Origin of the sequence: Pseudoalteromonas sp. SCSIO 43088 (assembly GCF_023650795.1) — a bacterium.
Classification (GTDB): Bacteria; Pseudomonadota; Gammaproteobacteria; order Enterobacterales; family Alteromonadaceae; genus Pseudoalteromonas; species Pseudoalteromonas shioyasakiensis.
In genome coordinates, this window is record NZ_CP072676.1 from 889,266 (window position 1) to 906,921 (window position 17,656).

Genomic DNA, 17,656 nt, shown 5'->3' on the forward strand with positions numbered 1-17,656 from the left:
GGAGTATGAGAATGAGTGAACAATACGCTGCACTTCGCGGTAATGTTAGTATGCTTGGACAAATGCTGGGTCAAACCATTAAAGATGCACAAGGACAAGCCATTTTAGATAAGGTAGAAGAGATTCGTGCTTTATCTAAATCGTCACGTAGTGGTAACGAAGCCGACAGACAAGCGCTTATCGAAGTACTACACGCTCTCACAGATGAAGAACTATTACCGGTTGCACGCTCATTTAATCATTTTTTGAATCTTGCTAATGTTGCCGAACAATTCCATACCGTATCGCGCTTTAATGATGTTGGTTTTTGCCAACTAAACCCTCTCACTCAAACATTAAAAGCGTTAGCAACAGCATCAAAGCAAGGTCAAGTTGATCCTAATCACTTGGCGCAAACACTCTCAAAACTCCACATCAATTTAGTACTGACGGCTCACCCAACTGAGGTGACACGCCGTACAATGATCAATAAACACGTAGAATTAAGTGATTGCCTTGCCTCTTTAGAGCGTAAAGACAACTTACCTAGTGAACGTGCAGATTTATTAAACCGGATTGCCCAGCTTATTAGCCAAGCGTGGCATACCGATGACATTCGTCGCTCACGCCCAACGCCAATTGATGAAGCTAAATGGGGTTTTGCGGTTATTGAAAATAGCCTATGGCATGCTGTTCCGCGTTTCTTACGCGAGTTTGGCGAAGACGTAAAAGCAGAGCTTGATCTAGAGCTACCTATTGATTTCAGCCCAATTGAATTTACTTCTTGGATGGGCGGTGACCGTGATGGTAACCCATTTGTAACTGCTGAAGTCACACAGCAAGTACTTGATCATGGCCGCTGGATGGCACTCGATTTGTATTCGCGTGATATCGAAACGCTAAGCAATGAGTTATCTATGTCGGATGCAAGCGATGAGCTTATTGAGCTTGCAGGTCAAGACTTTGAACCTTACCGTGCGGTACTTAAAAAATTAAAGAATCAAATAGCTGAAACTGTGACGCATTTGGGCGCAAAAATTAAGAAAAAGCGCACTGATTCTGAAGATTTAATTACCGATATCGCGCAAATTAAACACCCAATAGAAGTGTGTTATCGCTCGCTTATTAAAACCAACATGAAAGTAGTTGCTGATGGCTTGCTGCTTGATGTTCTGCGCCGTATTAACAGCTTTGGTCTGCGCCTTGCAAAACTTGATGTACGTCAGGATTCATCGCGTCATGGTGATGTTTTCTCTGAGTTAACACGTTATTTAGGTTTAGGTGATTACCATCAATGGCAAGAAGAAGACAAACAAGCGTTTTTACTTGCTGAGCTAAACTCTCGACGTCCGCTAATTCCAAAACATTGGCAACCAAGCCCAGAAGTACAAGAGGTGCTGGATACATTCGATGTAATTGCAGCGCAAGATGCTCAAACATTTGGCTTGTATATTATTTCGATGGCTCGTACTGCATCTGATGTACTGGCAGTGCAGTTATTGCTTAAAGAAAGCGGCTGTAAGTTTAACTTACCGGTTGCGCCATTATTTGAAACGTTAGATGACTTAAATAATGGTAAAGATGTTATTGAATGTTTACTTGATAACACTTGGTACCGTGGTCATATTCAAAACCAACAAAATGTCATGATCGGCTACTCAGACTCAGCAAAAGATGCAGGCATGATGGCTGCTGGTTGGGCACAATATGAAGCTATGGATAAGCTGGTTCAATTAGCTGAAAATCGCGGTATTGAGCTTATTTTATTCCACGGCCGTGGTGGTACTGTCGGTCGCGGTGGTGCGCCAGCTGCCCAAGCTCTTCGCTCACAGCCTCCAGGTTCATTAAAAGGTGGCCTACGTGTAACAGAGCAGGGTGAAATGATCCGCTTTAAGTTTGGTTTACCTGCTGTTGCTCTGCAAAGCTTAAATATTTATGCCGGTGCAGTTCTTGAAAGTAACTTGTTGCCGCCACCAGAGCCAAAGAGCGAATGGCGTGATGTTATGGAGCTTATTAGTGCAGATTCTTGTGAGCATTACCGTCAAGTTGTGCGCCATGATGAAAATTTTGTTCCTTACTTTAGAATGGCAACCCCAGAGCAAGAGCTTTCTAAACTGCCACTTGGTTCTCGCCCTGCGAAGCGTAACCCGAACGGTGGGGTAGAAAGCCTTCGTGCTATTCCATGGATTTTTGCATGGAGCCAAAACCGTTTAATGCTGCCAGCTTGGTTAGGTGCATTAACAGGCCTTAAAGCTGCGTTAGATAAGTATGGTATCGAGACACTTCATGAAATGAGCTTAAAATGGCCATTCTTCCGTGCTCGTTTAGAGATGCTAGAAATGGTATTTAGTAAAGCAGATACATGGTTAAGTGCGCATTACGATGATGCACTAGTGACTGAGCAATATAAGCCATTAGGCGTGAAGCTACGTCAAGAATTGAGCGAGGCGATTGAGCTTGTGCAATCGCTTAGCCCACAAAAGAGCCTGCTTGCAGACCAACCGTGGATCAAAGAGTCAATCGCACTTCGTAACCCGTACACGGATCCACTTAACTTATTACAAGTTGAGTTACTGCGTCGTTCACGCGAAGCTGACGAGGGATCTGAAGGCGATATTGATAACGCCTTGATGATCACTATGACAGGTATTGCTGCAGGTATGCGTAATACCGGTTAATAGCTGGTGTCATCAACCAATCGAGCATCGATTGGTAGGCTAATAACAAATCGTGCGCCGTGTTTACATGACTCGGCGCTTATTTTCCCTCTAAGATTATATTTTACCGCATTAAATACTACGTTTAAGCCAAGCCCTAGATGGTTCCCACCTAGATTTGTTGTATAAAAAGGCGTAAATATTTCATGTAGGATCTCATCATTGATACCGACACCGTTATCTTGATAGGTAATTTCAACCACATGTGTATAGGCTTTAACTATTACTTCGACAACACCTTGATCAGAATTAACAAAGCCATGCTCGCAGGAATTTATAACCAAGGTTTTTAATACATCACTTAAGATAGTTGGATATGACGTAATAACTGCCTCATCACCATGAATTTTAAACTCAATTTGTTTACCAAGATGTTTGCTCAAAGGGCATAAACGATGATTAAGAAAGCTTGGCAGCTGTATTTTGCTCATCGGTTTATCAAGGTGTATCGACACATTGAGCGCTTTGAATTCTTCGACAATTCCAGCAAGCCGATTAATGCTACAGATCACCAGCTCTTTAGCGCTATTTGTATCAGTGATGAACTTATGAAAATGCTTGCTAGAGAGCTCTCGGGCTTTAAATTTTTCTTCTAAACCTTCCATGTAATCATCGATTAATGAACTTGCGGTCACTATGGTGCCAATAGGGGTATTAAGTTGATGCGCCATACCAGATACCAGTGCTGTTAAAGAGGCTATTTTTTCGATTTCAATCAGATGATCTTGTGTATCTTTTAACTGCTCTAATGCTTTAGTTAATTTTTGTTTTTGTTTGTCTATGCTGTTAATGGCGATAAGTGAGCCAAATAAAATAACAACTAAACAGATGCTTACTACAATCGTGAGGTCTTTAAATGCATTGGCTTTAGTTGCTTTTATTTGCTCAGCACGAGTTAGGTTAGAAATTCTTACTTCTTTTGCGGCAACATCGGCTTCTGCAAGTGCTTTTGCTAAATTCACTTTGGCTTGTCTGGTTAAAATAGCGGCGTTAATGTACGAATATTGTTTATAAGCGCTAAGTGCATTTACATAATTTTTTTGTTGCTCGTAAAGCTCTGCACTTAATTTGGCAATCGATAATAGGGCTTCAAAATTAGTATGGCTAACAGTGTGAGTATCAACGGATGCAAGCGTTGTGAGTGCTTTATCAGTATGTCCTTGTGCCTCATACGTTTCTGCTAAACATAAAATAATATTAAGTTGCTCATTCTCAAGTTGTTTATTTTCAATAAGCGTTGAAGCCTCGTTGAGTACCTTTTCTGAGTCTTCTAAAAAACCTTGAAAACGTAATACTTTGGCTTTTAAAACAAGGCTTGAAGCAAGGTGAGTGGTGTAGTTGTGTTGGCTTTGCAGCCCAATAGCTTCATTGATAATCTTGAGTGCTTCTGGATACTGTTTTAACCCAATTAAAGCTAGCGCTAAATTATTACTTGCAAATGATTCGTTGAGAGTTTGATTTTTACTGTGGGCATAATCTCGATAGTATGTGAACGAGTCGGCAGCTTCTTTATAACGGTTTAAACGTAGCTTTACTAAAGCGATATTATTTTCGGTTTGATAAACTAAACGCTCATCTCGAGATTGTGCAAATGGCATGGCATCGCGATAGTACGCTAAGGCTTCTTCATATAGACCTAAGCGCGCATAAATGCCCCCTGAAATATTAAAATAGCCATACATGAGGTCTTTTTCATCAGATTGAGAAACCATATTCATGTACTTAACAATGGTTTCCATGGCTTGTTCAAGCTTGTCAGTCTCAAGCAAAAACCAAGCTTTATAATTAGTGACTATAATCTTTTGTTCTAGTGTTAGTTCGGTAGTTTCAATTAGCGCATTTACAAACTCAAGCCCTTCTTGAGGTGAACTGGCGTAGCTTTGCCTTATTGAGGTTCTAAGCTTTTCAAATTCTTTAATGGGCATCGCTTTAGGTGTTGTTGAAATTAATAAAATCAACAAAGTAAAGCCAAATAATATAACCAATCGCGCTTTCATGACACACCAATCCATTTAAAAGTGAGCTTAAAAAACGCTCACCCATTTTGCTGTCTAATTAACGCCAAATATTATAAATTTTAACTAAATATAGGTTTATCTGAAAAAGCTGATTCTATGAAAGGAAAACTCATACTTGTGTCTAAAGTAAATAAGATATGAATTTGCATAACAACTCTTTAAAGTAGATCTAATCCTAAAATCTGAATTTCACAACTGGTCATACCTATTTTATTGCTAGGTATTGACTAGAGAGGCGATATTAATAAAATAGCCCAGCTTTTTGATTCAGCTACCGTTAAGCCAAATCAACCCCACGCTTTTTTTAGAGTAACTTATGCCAAACGTGTCTACTTGCATCACTTATGATGCATCGACGTCACTCGTGATGATGACGTTAAGAGGGACTGCTAGTGCACAGGATGTGATAAATTTTTACCAAATTGCCCAACAATATTCAGAATTACATGGGTCAGAGAAAATACTCGTTGATGTGTCTGAGATGACGCACAATTTCGCACCTGCTGATTTATTCACTATTATGCCGGAAGTGGCAAACTCTTTGAAAAAAGCTGTTGTAGCAATAGTTGTAAGTTTTGATGGTTTTATGCACGACTTATTTATGCAAAAAGCAAAACGCTATAACTTACAAGCTGAAAACTTTGAATGTTTTAACAAAGCAAAAAATTGGCTGGTTCGTCAATAATTGGTCGAGCTAGTCATCGCTATTTTGTTGTGTATATCTGGGCTTACAAATACCGCTAATTTTTAGCTTTTATTGTGCGATTTACCTTGATGTTTACCGCCAAAACCTAGCAATTCATTACGTAACCTTTTAAACTGTTTAGCCAATTAATAATTATAATTTGTTATGACAGCAACTAGGATAGATGCAAGCAAACTAGCTCAAAATTCAGAGCCGTTTAGCTTCAATGATCAACAAAAAAATTCTCTTTTTGCCCAGCTTAAACAGCAACGTGGTATCTTATCTCAATCTGATATTTCTTCTCTTTGTCAGCAGTTTCAAGTTAGCCAACTTGAGTTACTAAAAGCCTGTGTACCCGTCGCAAGTTTATTTTCTGTCGCGCCTATTTCTAAATTCTATGTTGGCGCTATTGCTGTAGGGTTAAACAAGCAAGGCGAAACAAATTTCTATTTTGGCGCAAATGTTGAGTTTTCTCATCAAGCATTGAGTTTGGTCGTTCATGCTGAGCAATCAGCCATTAATAATGCATGGCTTAATGGCGCGCAAGCAGTGTTAAAAATTGCTATTAGCGATGCACCTTGCGGTTACTGCCGTCAATTTATGAATGAATTGAGCACCGCAGACTCACTTGAGATTTTATTGCCAGAACGTGACTTTAATCTTCATGAGTTATTACCTTATTCATTTGGCCCGAAAGACCTAGGCAATAAAGCGTGCTTATTTTCTAATAAGCAAAGTGATAAACAGTTTACTGAGATTTCGATTGATGATGCTAAACTTATTCAATTGGCACTCAATGCATACGTGCCTTACACAGGTAATTTTAGTGCGGTTAAATTAACGACTTTTGATGAAGGTGACTTTTACGGAAGTTATGCTGAAAATGCTGCCTATAGTCCAAGCCTTTCGCCATTACAAAGTGCATTGAGTCAGTTTTATCTTGCGGGCTTAACTTTTGATGATAAAACAGTTAAGTCAATCACCTTGTTAGAAACACAAGGGGCAGAAAATCAATATGAGGTGGCTAAAAGTGTGCTGGCAAGCTTTGCAAACCCACCAGCATTTGAGCACTGTGTTGCTGAACTAGTTGAAGGTTAGTCTAGCAATAGTTTTGCAGCTTCAATGACGACGGCGACTGATTTTTTCTCAATCTCGCCGTGGTCAACATTCGGAATTTCTTGTTTAGTACGATTTACTAATACCCCTGCAACACAGGCTGCGCGTAAGCCAAGGGCAGCACACATAGTAAATAGTGTTGCTGATTCCATTTCATAATTCATCACGCCTAGTTTTTGCCACTCTTCACAGCTGCCTTGGAATGAGCGAGGAACATAGCCAGAATAAGTATCGTAACGTTCTTGACCCGGGTAGAAAGTATCACTCGATGCAGTAATACCAATGTGGAAATTAATTCCTAGCTTATCACATGCATTTACCATCGCTTGTGTTGCAAAAAAGTCAGACACAGCAGGGTAGCTTAGTGGTGCGAAATGCTGGCTAGCACCATCTAAACGAACTGAAGCTTGGCTAATTAAAATATCGCCTTCGTTAATGTGTGGCTGAATTGCACCGGTCGTGCCAATACGCAAAAAGGTATCAATACCTAGCTGAGCAAGCTCTTCAACAGCGATTGATGTTGACGGGCCGCCAATACCGGTAGAACAAACTACAACACTGTGGCCGTTAAGCTCACCTCGGTATACATGAAATTCACGGGTCTTCGCTAAGCATTCTGGATTATCGAGAAGTGTTGAAATGCGTGCTGAGCGGTCAGGGTCTCCTGGGACAATCGCAAGGGTCGCGCCGTTTAAGTCCTGACTAGTAAGCCCTAAGTGAAATACCTTTTCCATTATTAAACCTTATTTTTGTCTAAAGCGTAATACTTTAATCATATGTGTTTAAAGTACAGGACAGATGTCCTATTAGATCACCAATGTTGCAAGAATTGCACAGATAACCTAAACCTAAAGAAGTAACGATAAAAGAGGATATATTATGCCTGCTTCATCTTCTATGAGTAAACACCATGAGTTTGCACGCTGTTTAGAAAGCTCGAAAATTTCAATTGGTGCGCCTTTTCATTGGTTAGCACTTGCATTTAAAGATATCGCTAATGCGCCCATACTGAGTCTAGTCTACGGATTAGTATTTACCTTGATACCTGCAACTATCATGTATTTTGTTTATCAGTTTGATACACACTTAGTTATATTACCTGCTGTAGTTGGCTTTGCATTAATCGGTCCTGCCTTTGCTGCCGGACTTTACGATGTTGCATGGGAGCTTGAAAAAGGCCACAAACCCACCTTGATGCACAGCCTTAAATCGATGTTTAGAAACCCAGCAGGTGAATGGGGCTTTGCGGTGTTATTAATGGTAATTATGATTGTTTGGATGCGCTTAGCTGCACTTATTCATGCATTGTACCCGAACGTTGTTAACCCGAGTTTTGAGCAGTTATCTGCGTTTTTAACGCTCGGTAGTATTGTCGGTGGTATTTTACTGGTCACTGTATTTGCTATCTCAGCGTTTACCCCGCAAATTATGATGGAACGCAGAGTTGATATTATGACTGCGGTAATTTCTTCAATGAATGCGGTTAAAACCAATTTCGGTGCCATGGTTGTCTGGGCTGGTTTGATACTATGTTTAGTATTTGTCGGCTTTATTACAGGTACTGCCGGGTTTATCGTTATTATGCCTTTATTGAGCTATGCCAGCTGGCATGCATACATTGCCGTTATCAAAACTAAGAAGCCAAGAGGCTACGAATAATGAGTATTCACTTCGTTTGAATATAAATCTATAGCGGCAATCGCCTTGGTTGCCGCAAAATTTGACTTTCTTTTCGCGCATGTTATACCTGCCAAAATACAGCGCTCTTATTTGACTAGAGCAGTTTAAATTCTTCTGCATTAAAAATATAACTATTTAATATCAGTGAGTTATAGGTTTGGTTTAGCAAGCGATTGTTGAGTCTCAAAAATCCAGACTATACACAAACCTGATTGCGTAAGTTTTTTAATTACGCATGAATATGCAGATAAAGATCAGCGGAGTAGAGATGAGTAACACACAAAAAGCCTTCCACGAAAAACTAAGTCAGTGTCTTTGTCCTCCTGGCGATGGCGTATTTACAGTTAATACAGCAAAAGAACGTAAAGATGCGCTGCGTACTAAATTATACGGCCAAACAGATAATGTTGATGTGCTTTGGAAAGAGTCACTTGAAACACTGGCAGAGTCTAAGCACAAAGCGGTAATTTTAGGTATTAGCTCTGACTGTGGCGGTGGTATTTTACGTGGTGCTAACTGGGGCCCACTATTTTTACGCTCTACCTTGATTGATCAACAACCACAAGCACGCGCCTTTGATTTAGGCGATGTTCGTGTGATCCCACATTTACTTCATGATAAATACCTTAACGATGCAACCATTACAAACTGTCAAAAAGCGTTATATGCTGATGAAAACAGCGAATATCATGTATCGCCTTTGTCTATCACTGAAGATGTCTGTGATGGCTTTTATGCAAATTACCCAGATAAGGGTATTTTTGGTATTGGTGGCGACCATTCAATTAGCTACCCGCTGACTAAAGCTTACTTAAAAGCAAAACGTGATGCAGGTAAACGCACTGCAATCATTCATTTTGATGCTCATACAGACTTATTAGTAGAACGTTTAGGTATCGATTTATGTTTTGGTTCGTGGTGTACACATATTCTTGAGTACTTACCAGCTCCACGTAACTTAATTCAATTTGGTATTCGCTCTAGTGGTAAGCCTAAGCAACACTGGGAAGACACGTTTGGCGTTAAACAACATTGGGCACACGAAATCATCGAACGTGGCGCTAAAGCTGTTGCTGAAGAAGTTATTGCGCAGCTAAAAGCAGATAATGTTGATGAGCTTTATGTGAGCTTTGATATTGATGCACTTGATGAAAGCTTTGCTTCAGCGACAGGAACACCAGAAGCTGGTGGTTTAACACCTCAGCATGCATTAGACATTCTAGTTGCATTGGCTGACGAGTTCCCAATTACTGGTGCTGACATGATGGAAATTGCACCATTCACAGATAGCTCATTAATCGGTCAGACAAGTTCTGAAACAACTCTAAGAGAAGGCGCTAAAATCTCAGCTTTTTTGATTAATGCAATGAATAAGTAATTGACTCTATAGCGGAAACACCCTGTTTCCGCTCATTCCTTTTTACTAAAAAATATTTCAATATCTGCAACTCCGAGCTATATTATTATAAAAAATAATTATAATTTATTTGGTATCGCTCATTATGCGCTCAATTATCACCTTGTCATTGCTGCTTTTTCTGCAACCTTGTTTTGCAGCAATTACTGTGGTGACCGAAAATTTCCCTAATTTCCAATACCTAGATGAAAATGGCGAATTAACTGGCACTGTAGTTGATAGAGTTAAATCAGGTTTAGATAAAAGTGGCGTAGATTATGAGCTGTCAGTAAATTCTTGGTCAATTTCATATATCGCTGCATTGCGTGATAGCAATACCTGCATCTTTTCTATGGCAAGGCTTCCGGCACGCGAAGATAAGTTTACTTGGGTAGCGAAAATTGGTGGCTTTTCAGCGTCATTCTATTCTTTTAAATCTGAGCAAGTAACTATAGCTAACATAGATGAAGCTAAGAAATACCGAATTGCAGTATTAAAAAATAACTATTCACACATTTACCTAAAAGAAAACGGCTTTGATGAGCGTAATCAGCTGATCTTACTTGATAGTTTTGACAATATTTACGATGTACTGAAAAGCAGACGCTCAAGTATAGATTTAGTCATCCTCAGCGATGAACAATTTAAATATGAGCGCGATAACGACAGCACCCTTGAAGATTTAAAACCGATATTTAAACTGCCCGTTGGCACACCTCAGTTATACTTTGCCTGCAATAAAAATATCAATCCTGTGACTCTTGAAAAATTAAATAAAGGCTTTGCTGCTAACGATTAAAAATAGCACTTGTTGATTGCTACAAAGTGGCTATAATCAGCTGCTTTTTGTCCATTCTCGCCAAACTCTCGCTAGCCTAAACGAGCAAAAAGTTGTTTGCATTCAACACTCTGAATGCGCTTAATTATTAGGAGCTACAATGAGTGATTTACTCATTATCATGATTTTAATTTTGATCAGTGCATTGTTTGCAATGAGCGAAATTGCGATTGCGGCATCTCGTAAGATCAAATTACGAGTGATGGTGGACGAAGGCAACAAAAAAGCCCAAGCAGTACTTAGTTTGCAAGAGCAACCTGGGGCATTTTTTGCCATGATACAAATTGCCCTCAACGCAATTGCCATTTTAGGTGGTATTGTTGGTGAGCAAGCATTATCTCCTTACATAGAACAAATTTTAGGCATGATTTATCAAGGCCCGTTATTGAGTCAAATCAGCTTTTTGATTTCGTTTTTGAGTATTACCTCTTTGTTTATTCTATTCGCTGACTTATTACCTAAACGGTTAGCCATGATTATGCCAGAGGCAGTTGCAGTTAACGTGGTATCCATTATGCGTTGGGTGACCTTTGCGCTCACTCCTTTTGTTGTTTTCTTTAATGGTATAACTAATTTGGTTTTACGCGCGTTTAAAGTACCCGCTGAACGAGAAGATATTGTCACTACAGAAGACATCGTTGCGATGATGGATGCAGGGGCAGAGTACGGCAGCTTACAGCAACAAGAATATGAGCTAATTGGCAATGTATTTGATTTAGAGGCACGTTTTTTATCGAGTGTGATGACTCCTCGTGATCAAATTGTGTTTTTTGATGTAAAGGCGGATGCTCAAGAAGTTGCAACCAAAATTATTGAGCACCCTCATAATCACTTTTTAGTCTGTGATGGTAGTTTAGATAAATTAATTGGTTCGGTTGAATCAAAAGATATTTTGCGCAAAGTGCTAAAAGGGCAAACTGCCGAAATCGATAATGAATTAATAAGCCAAGATATTTTTTATCTGCCAGAAACATTGAGTCTTTCCGAGGCGCTAAATACTTTTAAAAAAGCGGCAGAGCCGTTTGCCGTAGTGGTTAATGAGTACGCGCTAATGGTAGGTATTGTTACTGTTAAAGATTTAATGAAAGGATTTATGGGCGACTTAATTAGCCACCAGGGTGAAGAGTTAATAATTCAACGTGATAATTCATCTTGGCTGGTCGATGGTTTAACACCTGTGGTTGAGCTTGCTAAGGTCCTTGAAATTGAAGAGTTCCCTGAACAGTCTCATTACGAAACAGTCGCAGGTTTTTTGATCTACACCATGAAACGCCTGCCTAAACGTGCCGAGTTTATAAACTATGCTGGCTATAAGTTTGAGGTTGTTGATGTTGAAGGGGTGAAAGTCGAGCAACTACTTGTTACTCGAATTTCGGATACTGTTTAGGCCGCCGATTGCGGCCTTATTCAAAGGTGCCTTTAACAAGTGCTTTGCTTTTGCTTACCATATGAACACCCTTTGACCAGCATTCTGTTGGCGCAAGCGTTGTTTTATTAAGTAACACAAGGTCGGCATCTGCATTTTGCTTAATTACACCTTTATTTATACCCAGTATCTGCGCAGGGTTTGATGTAACAGCCATTAAAGCGTGTTCAATCGAAACATTATATTTTTGCACTGCTTCTACAAACGAGCTATGCAATGTGGACTCTTTACCTACTTCAAGGCCAAGCAGGTTAAAGCTTTTGTCAAAAATAGGAAGGCTTGCATGGCCATCTGAGCTCATGGTTAGTTTTGTTGGGTCGACTTTATTCTCTAGGCAGTAAGCTAGTGCGTGTGCGGCAGAGTATTCACCATGAGCAAGGTCATACTCGGTTGTACTTGTAGTAAAATCGATAGTGCCACCGGCTTTACAAAAATCAACCCCAGCATTAAGTAAGTCGATATTACGATTCATGTGAGTTGGGTAAAATTGTGCCAGTGAAATATCGGTTAGCTTATCAACCTCATGTAATAACGATAAATGTGTGTCAACAGGGCCAACATGAATGCTGACAGTGCCTTTTTTACCACTTAACATGCCAGCCACTTTTGCCTCAGCGGCAAGCTCTGCCAGCTGTTGCACAGTGGGTTGGCTGCTACGATGATCCGATATAGCAACTTCTCCCACGCCAATAAACTCATCTATGTACATTAAGTCGCTGGTGATTGAGCCTGTCAGTGTTTTCGCAGGTAAATGATATGATCCCGAATGACAAAAAACGTTGAGCCCAAGCTCTTTCAGCTCTTTTGCTTTAGCAATTAAATTACTATGAGTTCGGCTACTTGAGTCAGTGCCAAGAGCTGCAATAACGGTTGTTGTACCATGCAGTGTTGCATCAGTCAGGTTCATTTCTGGTGTTCTACTTGCAAAGCCAGCTTCGCCGCCTCCGCCAGTTATATGAACGAGTGAATCTACAAACCCCGGGGCCAAAATACAATGAGTGCCATCGACCGTGGTAATCCCCTGATAGGTATCGATAGTTATTTCAGGCTGTATATCAACTATTTTTGTGCCAGCAATAAGAACATCTTGAATGCCTAAAGGTGAGGGGGCGAAAACGTCTGCGCCTTTTATAAGTGTTAACATAATTAAATCTTTTACTGATAGTTAATAAAGTGTGCGAGAAAAATAAAACCACTGGCAAGGCCAAACAAAGCCAAAGTGAAGCGCCAAATAAAACGTGCCCATTCACTCCAATCTAATTTAACAATACCTAAACAGCCAATGAGACTAGCAGAAGTAGGAATAAAAATATTCGTTAAACCATCACCCAACTGAAATGCCAACACCACAATTTGACGTGAGATATTTAACAAATCACCGAGCGGCGACATTAGCGGCATTGTTATGGCTGCTTGTCCTGAACCTGACGAAACAAAGAAGTTAAATACACTTTGAAATAATAGCATGCCCCAAGCAGCAATATAATCGGGCACAACTGAGATGCTGGTGGCACTATAATACAGCAAGGTATTAAGGGTTGAAGGCGACGTTAAATCGCTACCGCCAAGTATTAAAATAACGCCTTTTGCCAAAGCAACCAAAAGCGCTGCAGGTAAGAGCTCTTGGGCACCTTCTTTAAATGCGTTTGCGCTTTCATTGGCAGTTTGTTTTTTGAATAGGCTGGCTATTACAGCGCAAGCAATACCTAGGCAAAAGAATTGCGCTGCTAATTCAGGAATATAATACTGCCGAGCCATCACGCCCCAAATAACCCAAACAATGCCAGCAATAAAAGTTAGTAAGATTAGTTTATCTGCGTTATCTAAATTTATTGCACTGTCTTTGTGTTGGTTAGATTGTTGTTTAGTTGCTCTGATAGAATTGGCATAGCGAATGGTGAATACAAGGCCAAATGAAGTAAAAACAAGCCAAGCAACCATTCTGAACCCTGCGCCAGAAAAAACGGGAATTTCAGCAATTGATTGAGCTATGGCAATGCTAAATGGATTCATCCATGAGGTAGCAAAGCCAATTTGTGTAGCAACATAGGTTGTTAATACCGTTACTTTTGCGTCATAACCAAGTTGTTTCACAATCGGGAATAACACAATACAAAAGGCGATGGCTTCTTCACCCATGCCGAAAACCGCACCCCCTAAAGAGAAAAGCACGAACAAGAGAGGAATGAATACCCACTCAATATGTTGTGTTTTGTTGATCAGTGCCATTATGCCGTTATTGATTGCACCGGTTTTTAAGATAATCCCAAACGCACCGCCAGTGATTAAAATAAACGCCATTACACCAATCGCTGCGCCATACTTATCACCTGACACTAACCCTTCAAATAACACATTAGCTAGGCCAATTTCACCACCTTCTGCAAAAAATGCTGGCGGGGTATGATCTGAGGCTGTTTGATATTGTGATAGTTCAACGCTACGGCTATCTTTTTCGGCATTAAACACACCGGGGGTTATAAATAGGCTGGCAAAATAGGCGATAACTGCGACGCACAACAAAATGATGCTCGCATCTGGCATCGCAAACTGTTTGTTTTTCATAAAGTCACTTAAAGGTCTTTCGACGTTTATAAGATAAGCAAGGTATTGTAGCCCTTGCTAACAAAGATTAATACTGAGAGTCGTTAGTTTAAGATAACGTAAGCTCAAAAGTGTGGGCGACTATTAAGCCGCCCATACCTTGCTAAAAGCGATAGCTCAAACTTAACGTATAGCGACTGCCATAAGCATTATGGTTTATAGAATCAAAACCTCGGCTTGAACCATATAGTTTAGGCGGTTCTTTATCGAAGATATTATCGATACGAGCACGGATTGATAATGCATCATTGATAAAATACCCGGCAGATAAATCCCATACTAGCCAGTCATCAACATCGCGCTTTAACTCATCATTAAGCTCGCCAAGTTCTTCTAACTCATCTATTTCACGGCCTCGCAGCCCTTCAATATCATCCTCATAGCTACTGGTATAATTGGCACCTAGATTGATGTAATAACTCTCGGCATCCCAATCGATAGAGAATCTGCCAACATTTTCAGGGTAGCGATAAGTGCCGATTAACTTTTCGATTGCATCTGAACCAGGTTTGTTTCGCTCAAACTCTAAATAGTGTGTACCATCGAAAGCGAGTGTTAAATTACCTTTTGCAAAAAGAAAACGATGATCGAACTTAAAGTCAATTCCCGCTAAGGTTTGTGTGCCAGTATTTTCCAGTGGAATAACATGGTCTCTAAAAAGTGGCAGGAATAGCTCATCTTCGCGCGGATTAAACTCACTAATGTAGTTTGTTAGGATCTCTGAAAGATTAGCGCCATCACTTTCGATATTAAGGCCTGCATTATCGGTTACTTCACACAGCTGCTGCTCGTACGAAATACCTTGTTGCCCTTGTGGTACTAAGCCACAGTGACGAAGAGAAGCATCCGTAATTGCTCTATCTAGCACTGCAGTCATATTGGTATCGATGACTTGCTCATGATCAAAATGCCAATAATCGACAGTTAGATTGGTATTTACAGATGGGCTCCATGCAAAGCCAATACTGAGCGCTTCAGACTCTTCGGCTTTGAGTGCTTGATTACCAAGTTCTAGGCTGTTAACACTGACTTCTGTACCATCACCCATACAGTATAAGTCTGCGACAGCCTGATTTGCGCCGCAATCAAAGCTTGATTGTGTGGTACGTAATTTTACGCCAGCTTGAGTTAATGAAGGTGCTCTGAACGACGTTGACCAAGAGCTTCTAATGATTAGAGAATCTGAAGGGCGGTAGCTTAACCCCACTTTAGGGTTAAATGTTCCACCAAAGTCATCGTAATGATCATAACGACCAGCAACTTGCAATTCTAGCTGCTCAGTAACTGGCATATTCAACTCTACAAATGCAGCGTGTTGCGTACGGTCTGCTTCTGATAAGCTCGAGCCAAAACCAAAAACATCAACTAAATAACCATTTTCAGCACGCGCTTGTGAGTCTAAAGACGGAATATCTTTTAACTCTTCTCGGCGAGCCTCAATACCAAATGCAGCATAAATGGGTAACTCATTAAATGTAAATAAGTCGCCATTAAAGTTTAAATCCCATCCGTAAACTGTACTTTCACCACTTCTACTAGGGTTTGCTTTTGCAAGCTCAAGCACCGCATCATTATTAGCATCACCCTGTAAAAAAGGGTTGTAGAATGGCATTAACTGACCTTGCGCACAATTGAGCTGTGTTCCATCGTATGTAGCTAATGATCCGTCAGAGCATAATTCACCAGTGATTGCAGCATGAAATTGGTAGCGGTTGTAAATTCCATCAATCGCTTCTTGCTCTGACTTAGAACGAGAAAATGTTACACCTGACTCCCAACTCCAGTCCCCAATGTAACCAGCTAGGCTGCTGACTAAGCGAAAGTTTTTAGTTTCAACTTCAACTGTACGCGGTGAATTAAAACGTGCATCAAATGCAAAGCCATACACTTCTCGTCCTGCTTGAGTGGTAAATGGATCAATATAAAGCTGGTCCATAAGGTCGTTACTGCCATCAGCGTTATCATAAATGAATAGCGCATCTTCTATGATATAAGGACCATCATCGTCGTTTATTTGATTGATTGGTGCAGGTGATGAATAGGCTTTTGATTTAGTTTGGCTATAGAAGAAATCGGTATGCCAATCTAAATCACCTAAGCTGCTGTTAAACATAAAGCCAGTTGAAAGGCTTTCAAATGGGGTTTCTAGGTAATCATCTTGGTTAGTATAGTAAGCACAAATTTGCTCACCATACTCAGTCGTGACAAGCTCGGTTTTACAGTTTGGCGCTGGTAGTTCATTGCCATCTCGGCTACTGAAGTAATAAATGTTTGGTGAGTTCTCAAGTTTCGGTAAATATGAGTAACCATTAACTAAATTAGGAGTTGCGGTATATCTTCTGTCGGTCGCTTTAAAGGCATTGCGGTCGTATATATCAGCAAATATCGTTAAGTTACTTTCACCGATATTGGTTCCGTAGACTAAGTTAAGTTGCTTCTTACCTTCGTCATGACTGTCAAAACTATTGGTGTAAGAAGTATTTACTTCAGCTCCTTGATAGTCATCTTTGAGAATATAGTTAATAACACCAGCGACAGCATCAGCACCATAAATTGCTGATGCGCCAGTGGCTAAAATATCAATGCGCTCGATTGCAGCAAGTGGAATTGAGTTCACATCAACAAAGTTTTCAGTGCCTGCTGCAAACGAGCTAGGTGCAACACGGCGGCCATTAATGAGTGTTAATGTGGCTGAGGGGCCCATACCTCTTAAGCTTGCAGCGGATTGACCCGCTGGCGTTGAGGTTGATGTACCACCACTTTCTGATGTTGAAAAGGTACCGGATCCGCCTTTAAAAACGGATAAATCTTTTAATAATTCATGAATAGTGTTCGCTCCTGAGCGCTTGATAGCATCTTGGTCAAGCACTGTAAGCGGTATGGTTCCTTCTAAATCAACCCCTTTAATTCGTGATCCTGTTACTTCTACTCGTTCAATTTTTTCTGATTGTTGGTCGTTTTGAGCATACACAGTTTGTACTGGGCACAGCACAGCACTGATTGCTACAGCAATTGGTAACTGACGAAACATATTGATTTACCTTTGTCTTAAAAAACACACGGCAAAACCGTGACGTTTTGAATAATTGTTATAATTTTTAGACAGGGCAGTGGGTTATAGACACAACTAGCCCCTCACAGGAAGTGAGGTGTGGCTACTCGTCAAACCACTCCGAAAGGTAGTGTGGTGAGTAGAA

General features: G+C 40.4%; 12 protein-coding genes. 7 read left to right on the plus strand and 5 right to left on the minus strand.

Annotation, left to right across the window (positions count from 1 at the left end):
- The first annotated feature begins 11 nt into the window (after positions 1 to 11).
- Positions 12 to 2,657, plus strand: coding sequence for a phosphoenolpyruvate carboxylase (gene ppc, locus J8Z28_RS21775; protein ID WP_250660641.1), 2,646 nt, complete (start codon positions 12 to 14; stop codon positions 2,655 to 2,657).
- Here the strand turns inward: ppc and J8Z28_RS21780 are convergent.
- Positions 2,654 to 4,693: a tetratricopeptide repeat-containing sensor histidine kinase gene (locus J8Z28_RS21780; RefSeq protein WP_250660642.1), complete on the minus strand. Its 2,040-nt coding sequence runs from the start codon at positions 4,691 to 4,693 to the stop codon at positions 2,654 to 2,656. The two genes, ppc and J8Z28_RS21780, sit on opposite strands and share 4 nt — an antisense overlap.
- A gap of 337 nt (positions 4,694 to 5,030) precedes the next feature.
- On the opposite strand from J8Z28_RS21780, the gene J8Z28_RS21785 reads away from it, so the two are divergent.
- Complete coding sequence (locus tag J8Z28_RS21785) at positions 5,031 to 5,399, plus strand: hypothetical protein (protein WP_062565518.1); 369 nt, start codon at positions 5,031 to 5,033, stop codon at positions 5,397 to 5,399.
- Between the two features lie 165 nt (positions 5,400 to 5,564).
- The gene (gene cdd, locus J8Z28_RS21790) at positions 5,565 to 6,497 is read left to right on the plus strand and encodes a cytidine deaminase (RefSeq protein WP_250660643.1); all 933 of its coding nucleotides are present in this window, start codon (positions 5,565 to 5,567) and stop codon (positions 6,495 to 6,497) included.
- Here cdd and udp read toward each other — a convergent pair.
- Positions 6,494 to 7,249, minus strand: a complete 756-nt coding sequence (gene udp, locus J8Z28_RS21795) for a uridine phosphorylase (RefSeq protein ID WP_250660644.1) — start codon at positions 7,247 to 7,249, stop codon at positions 6,494 to 6,496. The genes cdd and udp overlap by 4 nt on opposite strands.
- A 145-nt stretch (positions 7,250 to 7,394) precedes the next feature.
- On the opposite strand from udp, the gene J8Z28_RS21800 reads away from it, so the two are divergent.
- The 4 genes from J8Z28_RS21800 (at position 7,395) to paeA (ending at position 11,816) form a co-directional block, all read left to right on the plus strand.
- Entirely contained in the window at positions 7,395 to 8,174 is a 780-nt protein-coding gene (locus tag J8Z28_RS21800) for a DUF2189 domain-containing protein (protein WP_054564098.1), read from the plus strand.
- A 289-nt stretch (positions 8,175 to 8,463) separates the two neighbouring features.
- The gene (locus tag J8Z28_RS21805; protein ID WP_250660645.1) at positions 8,464 to 9,573 is read left to right on the plus strand and encodes an arginase family protein; all 1,110 of its coding nucleotides are present in this window, start codon (positions 8,464 to 8,466) and stop codon (positions 9,571 to 9,573) included.
- A 124-nt stretch (positions 9,574 to 9,697) separates the two neighbouring features.
- Entirely contained in the window at positions 9,698 to 10,390 is a 693-nt protein-coding gene (locus tag J8Z28_RS21810) for a substrate-binding periplasmic protein (protein ID WP_250660646.1), read from the plus strand.
- Positions 10,391 to 10,529: 139 nt separating this feature from the next.
- Positions 10,530 to 11,816, plus strand: a complete 1,287-nt coding sequence (paeA, locus tag J8Z28_RS21815) for a polyamine export protein PaeA (RefSeq protein WP_175081458.1) — start codon at positions 10,530 to 10,532, stop codon at positions 11,814 to 11,816.
- Between the two features lie 16 nt (positions 11,817 to 11,832).
- Here paeA and iadA read toward each other — a convergent pair whose 3' ends face one another.
- The 3 genes from iadA to J8Z28_RS21830 all read right to left on the minus strand — a co-directional run bounded on the left by iadA (position 11,833) and on the right by J8Z28_RS21830 (position 17,490).
- Positions 11,833 to 12,999, minus strand: a complete 1,167-nt coding sequence (gene iadA, locus J8Z28_RS21820; protein ID WP_250660647.1) for a beta-aspartyl-peptidase — start codon at positions 12,997 to 12,999, stop codon at positions 11,833 to 11,835.
- 11 nt (positions 13,000 to 13,010) lie between these two features.
- A complete protein-coding gene (gene yfcC, locus J8Z28_RS21825) occupies positions 13,011 to 14,420 on the minus strand; it encodes a putative basic amino acid antiporter YfcC (RefSeq protein ID WP_250660648.1) in 1,410 nt (469 codons plus the stop codon).
- 142 nt (positions 14,421 to 14,562) lie between these two features.
- Complete coding sequence (locus J8Z28_RS21830) at positions 14,563 to 17,490, minus strand: TonB-dependent receptor domain-containing protein (protein WP_250660649.1); 2,928 nt, start codon at positions 17,488 to 17,490, stop codon at positions 14,563 to 14,565.
- Between the last annotated feature and the right edge of the window lie 166 nt (positions 17,491 to 17,656).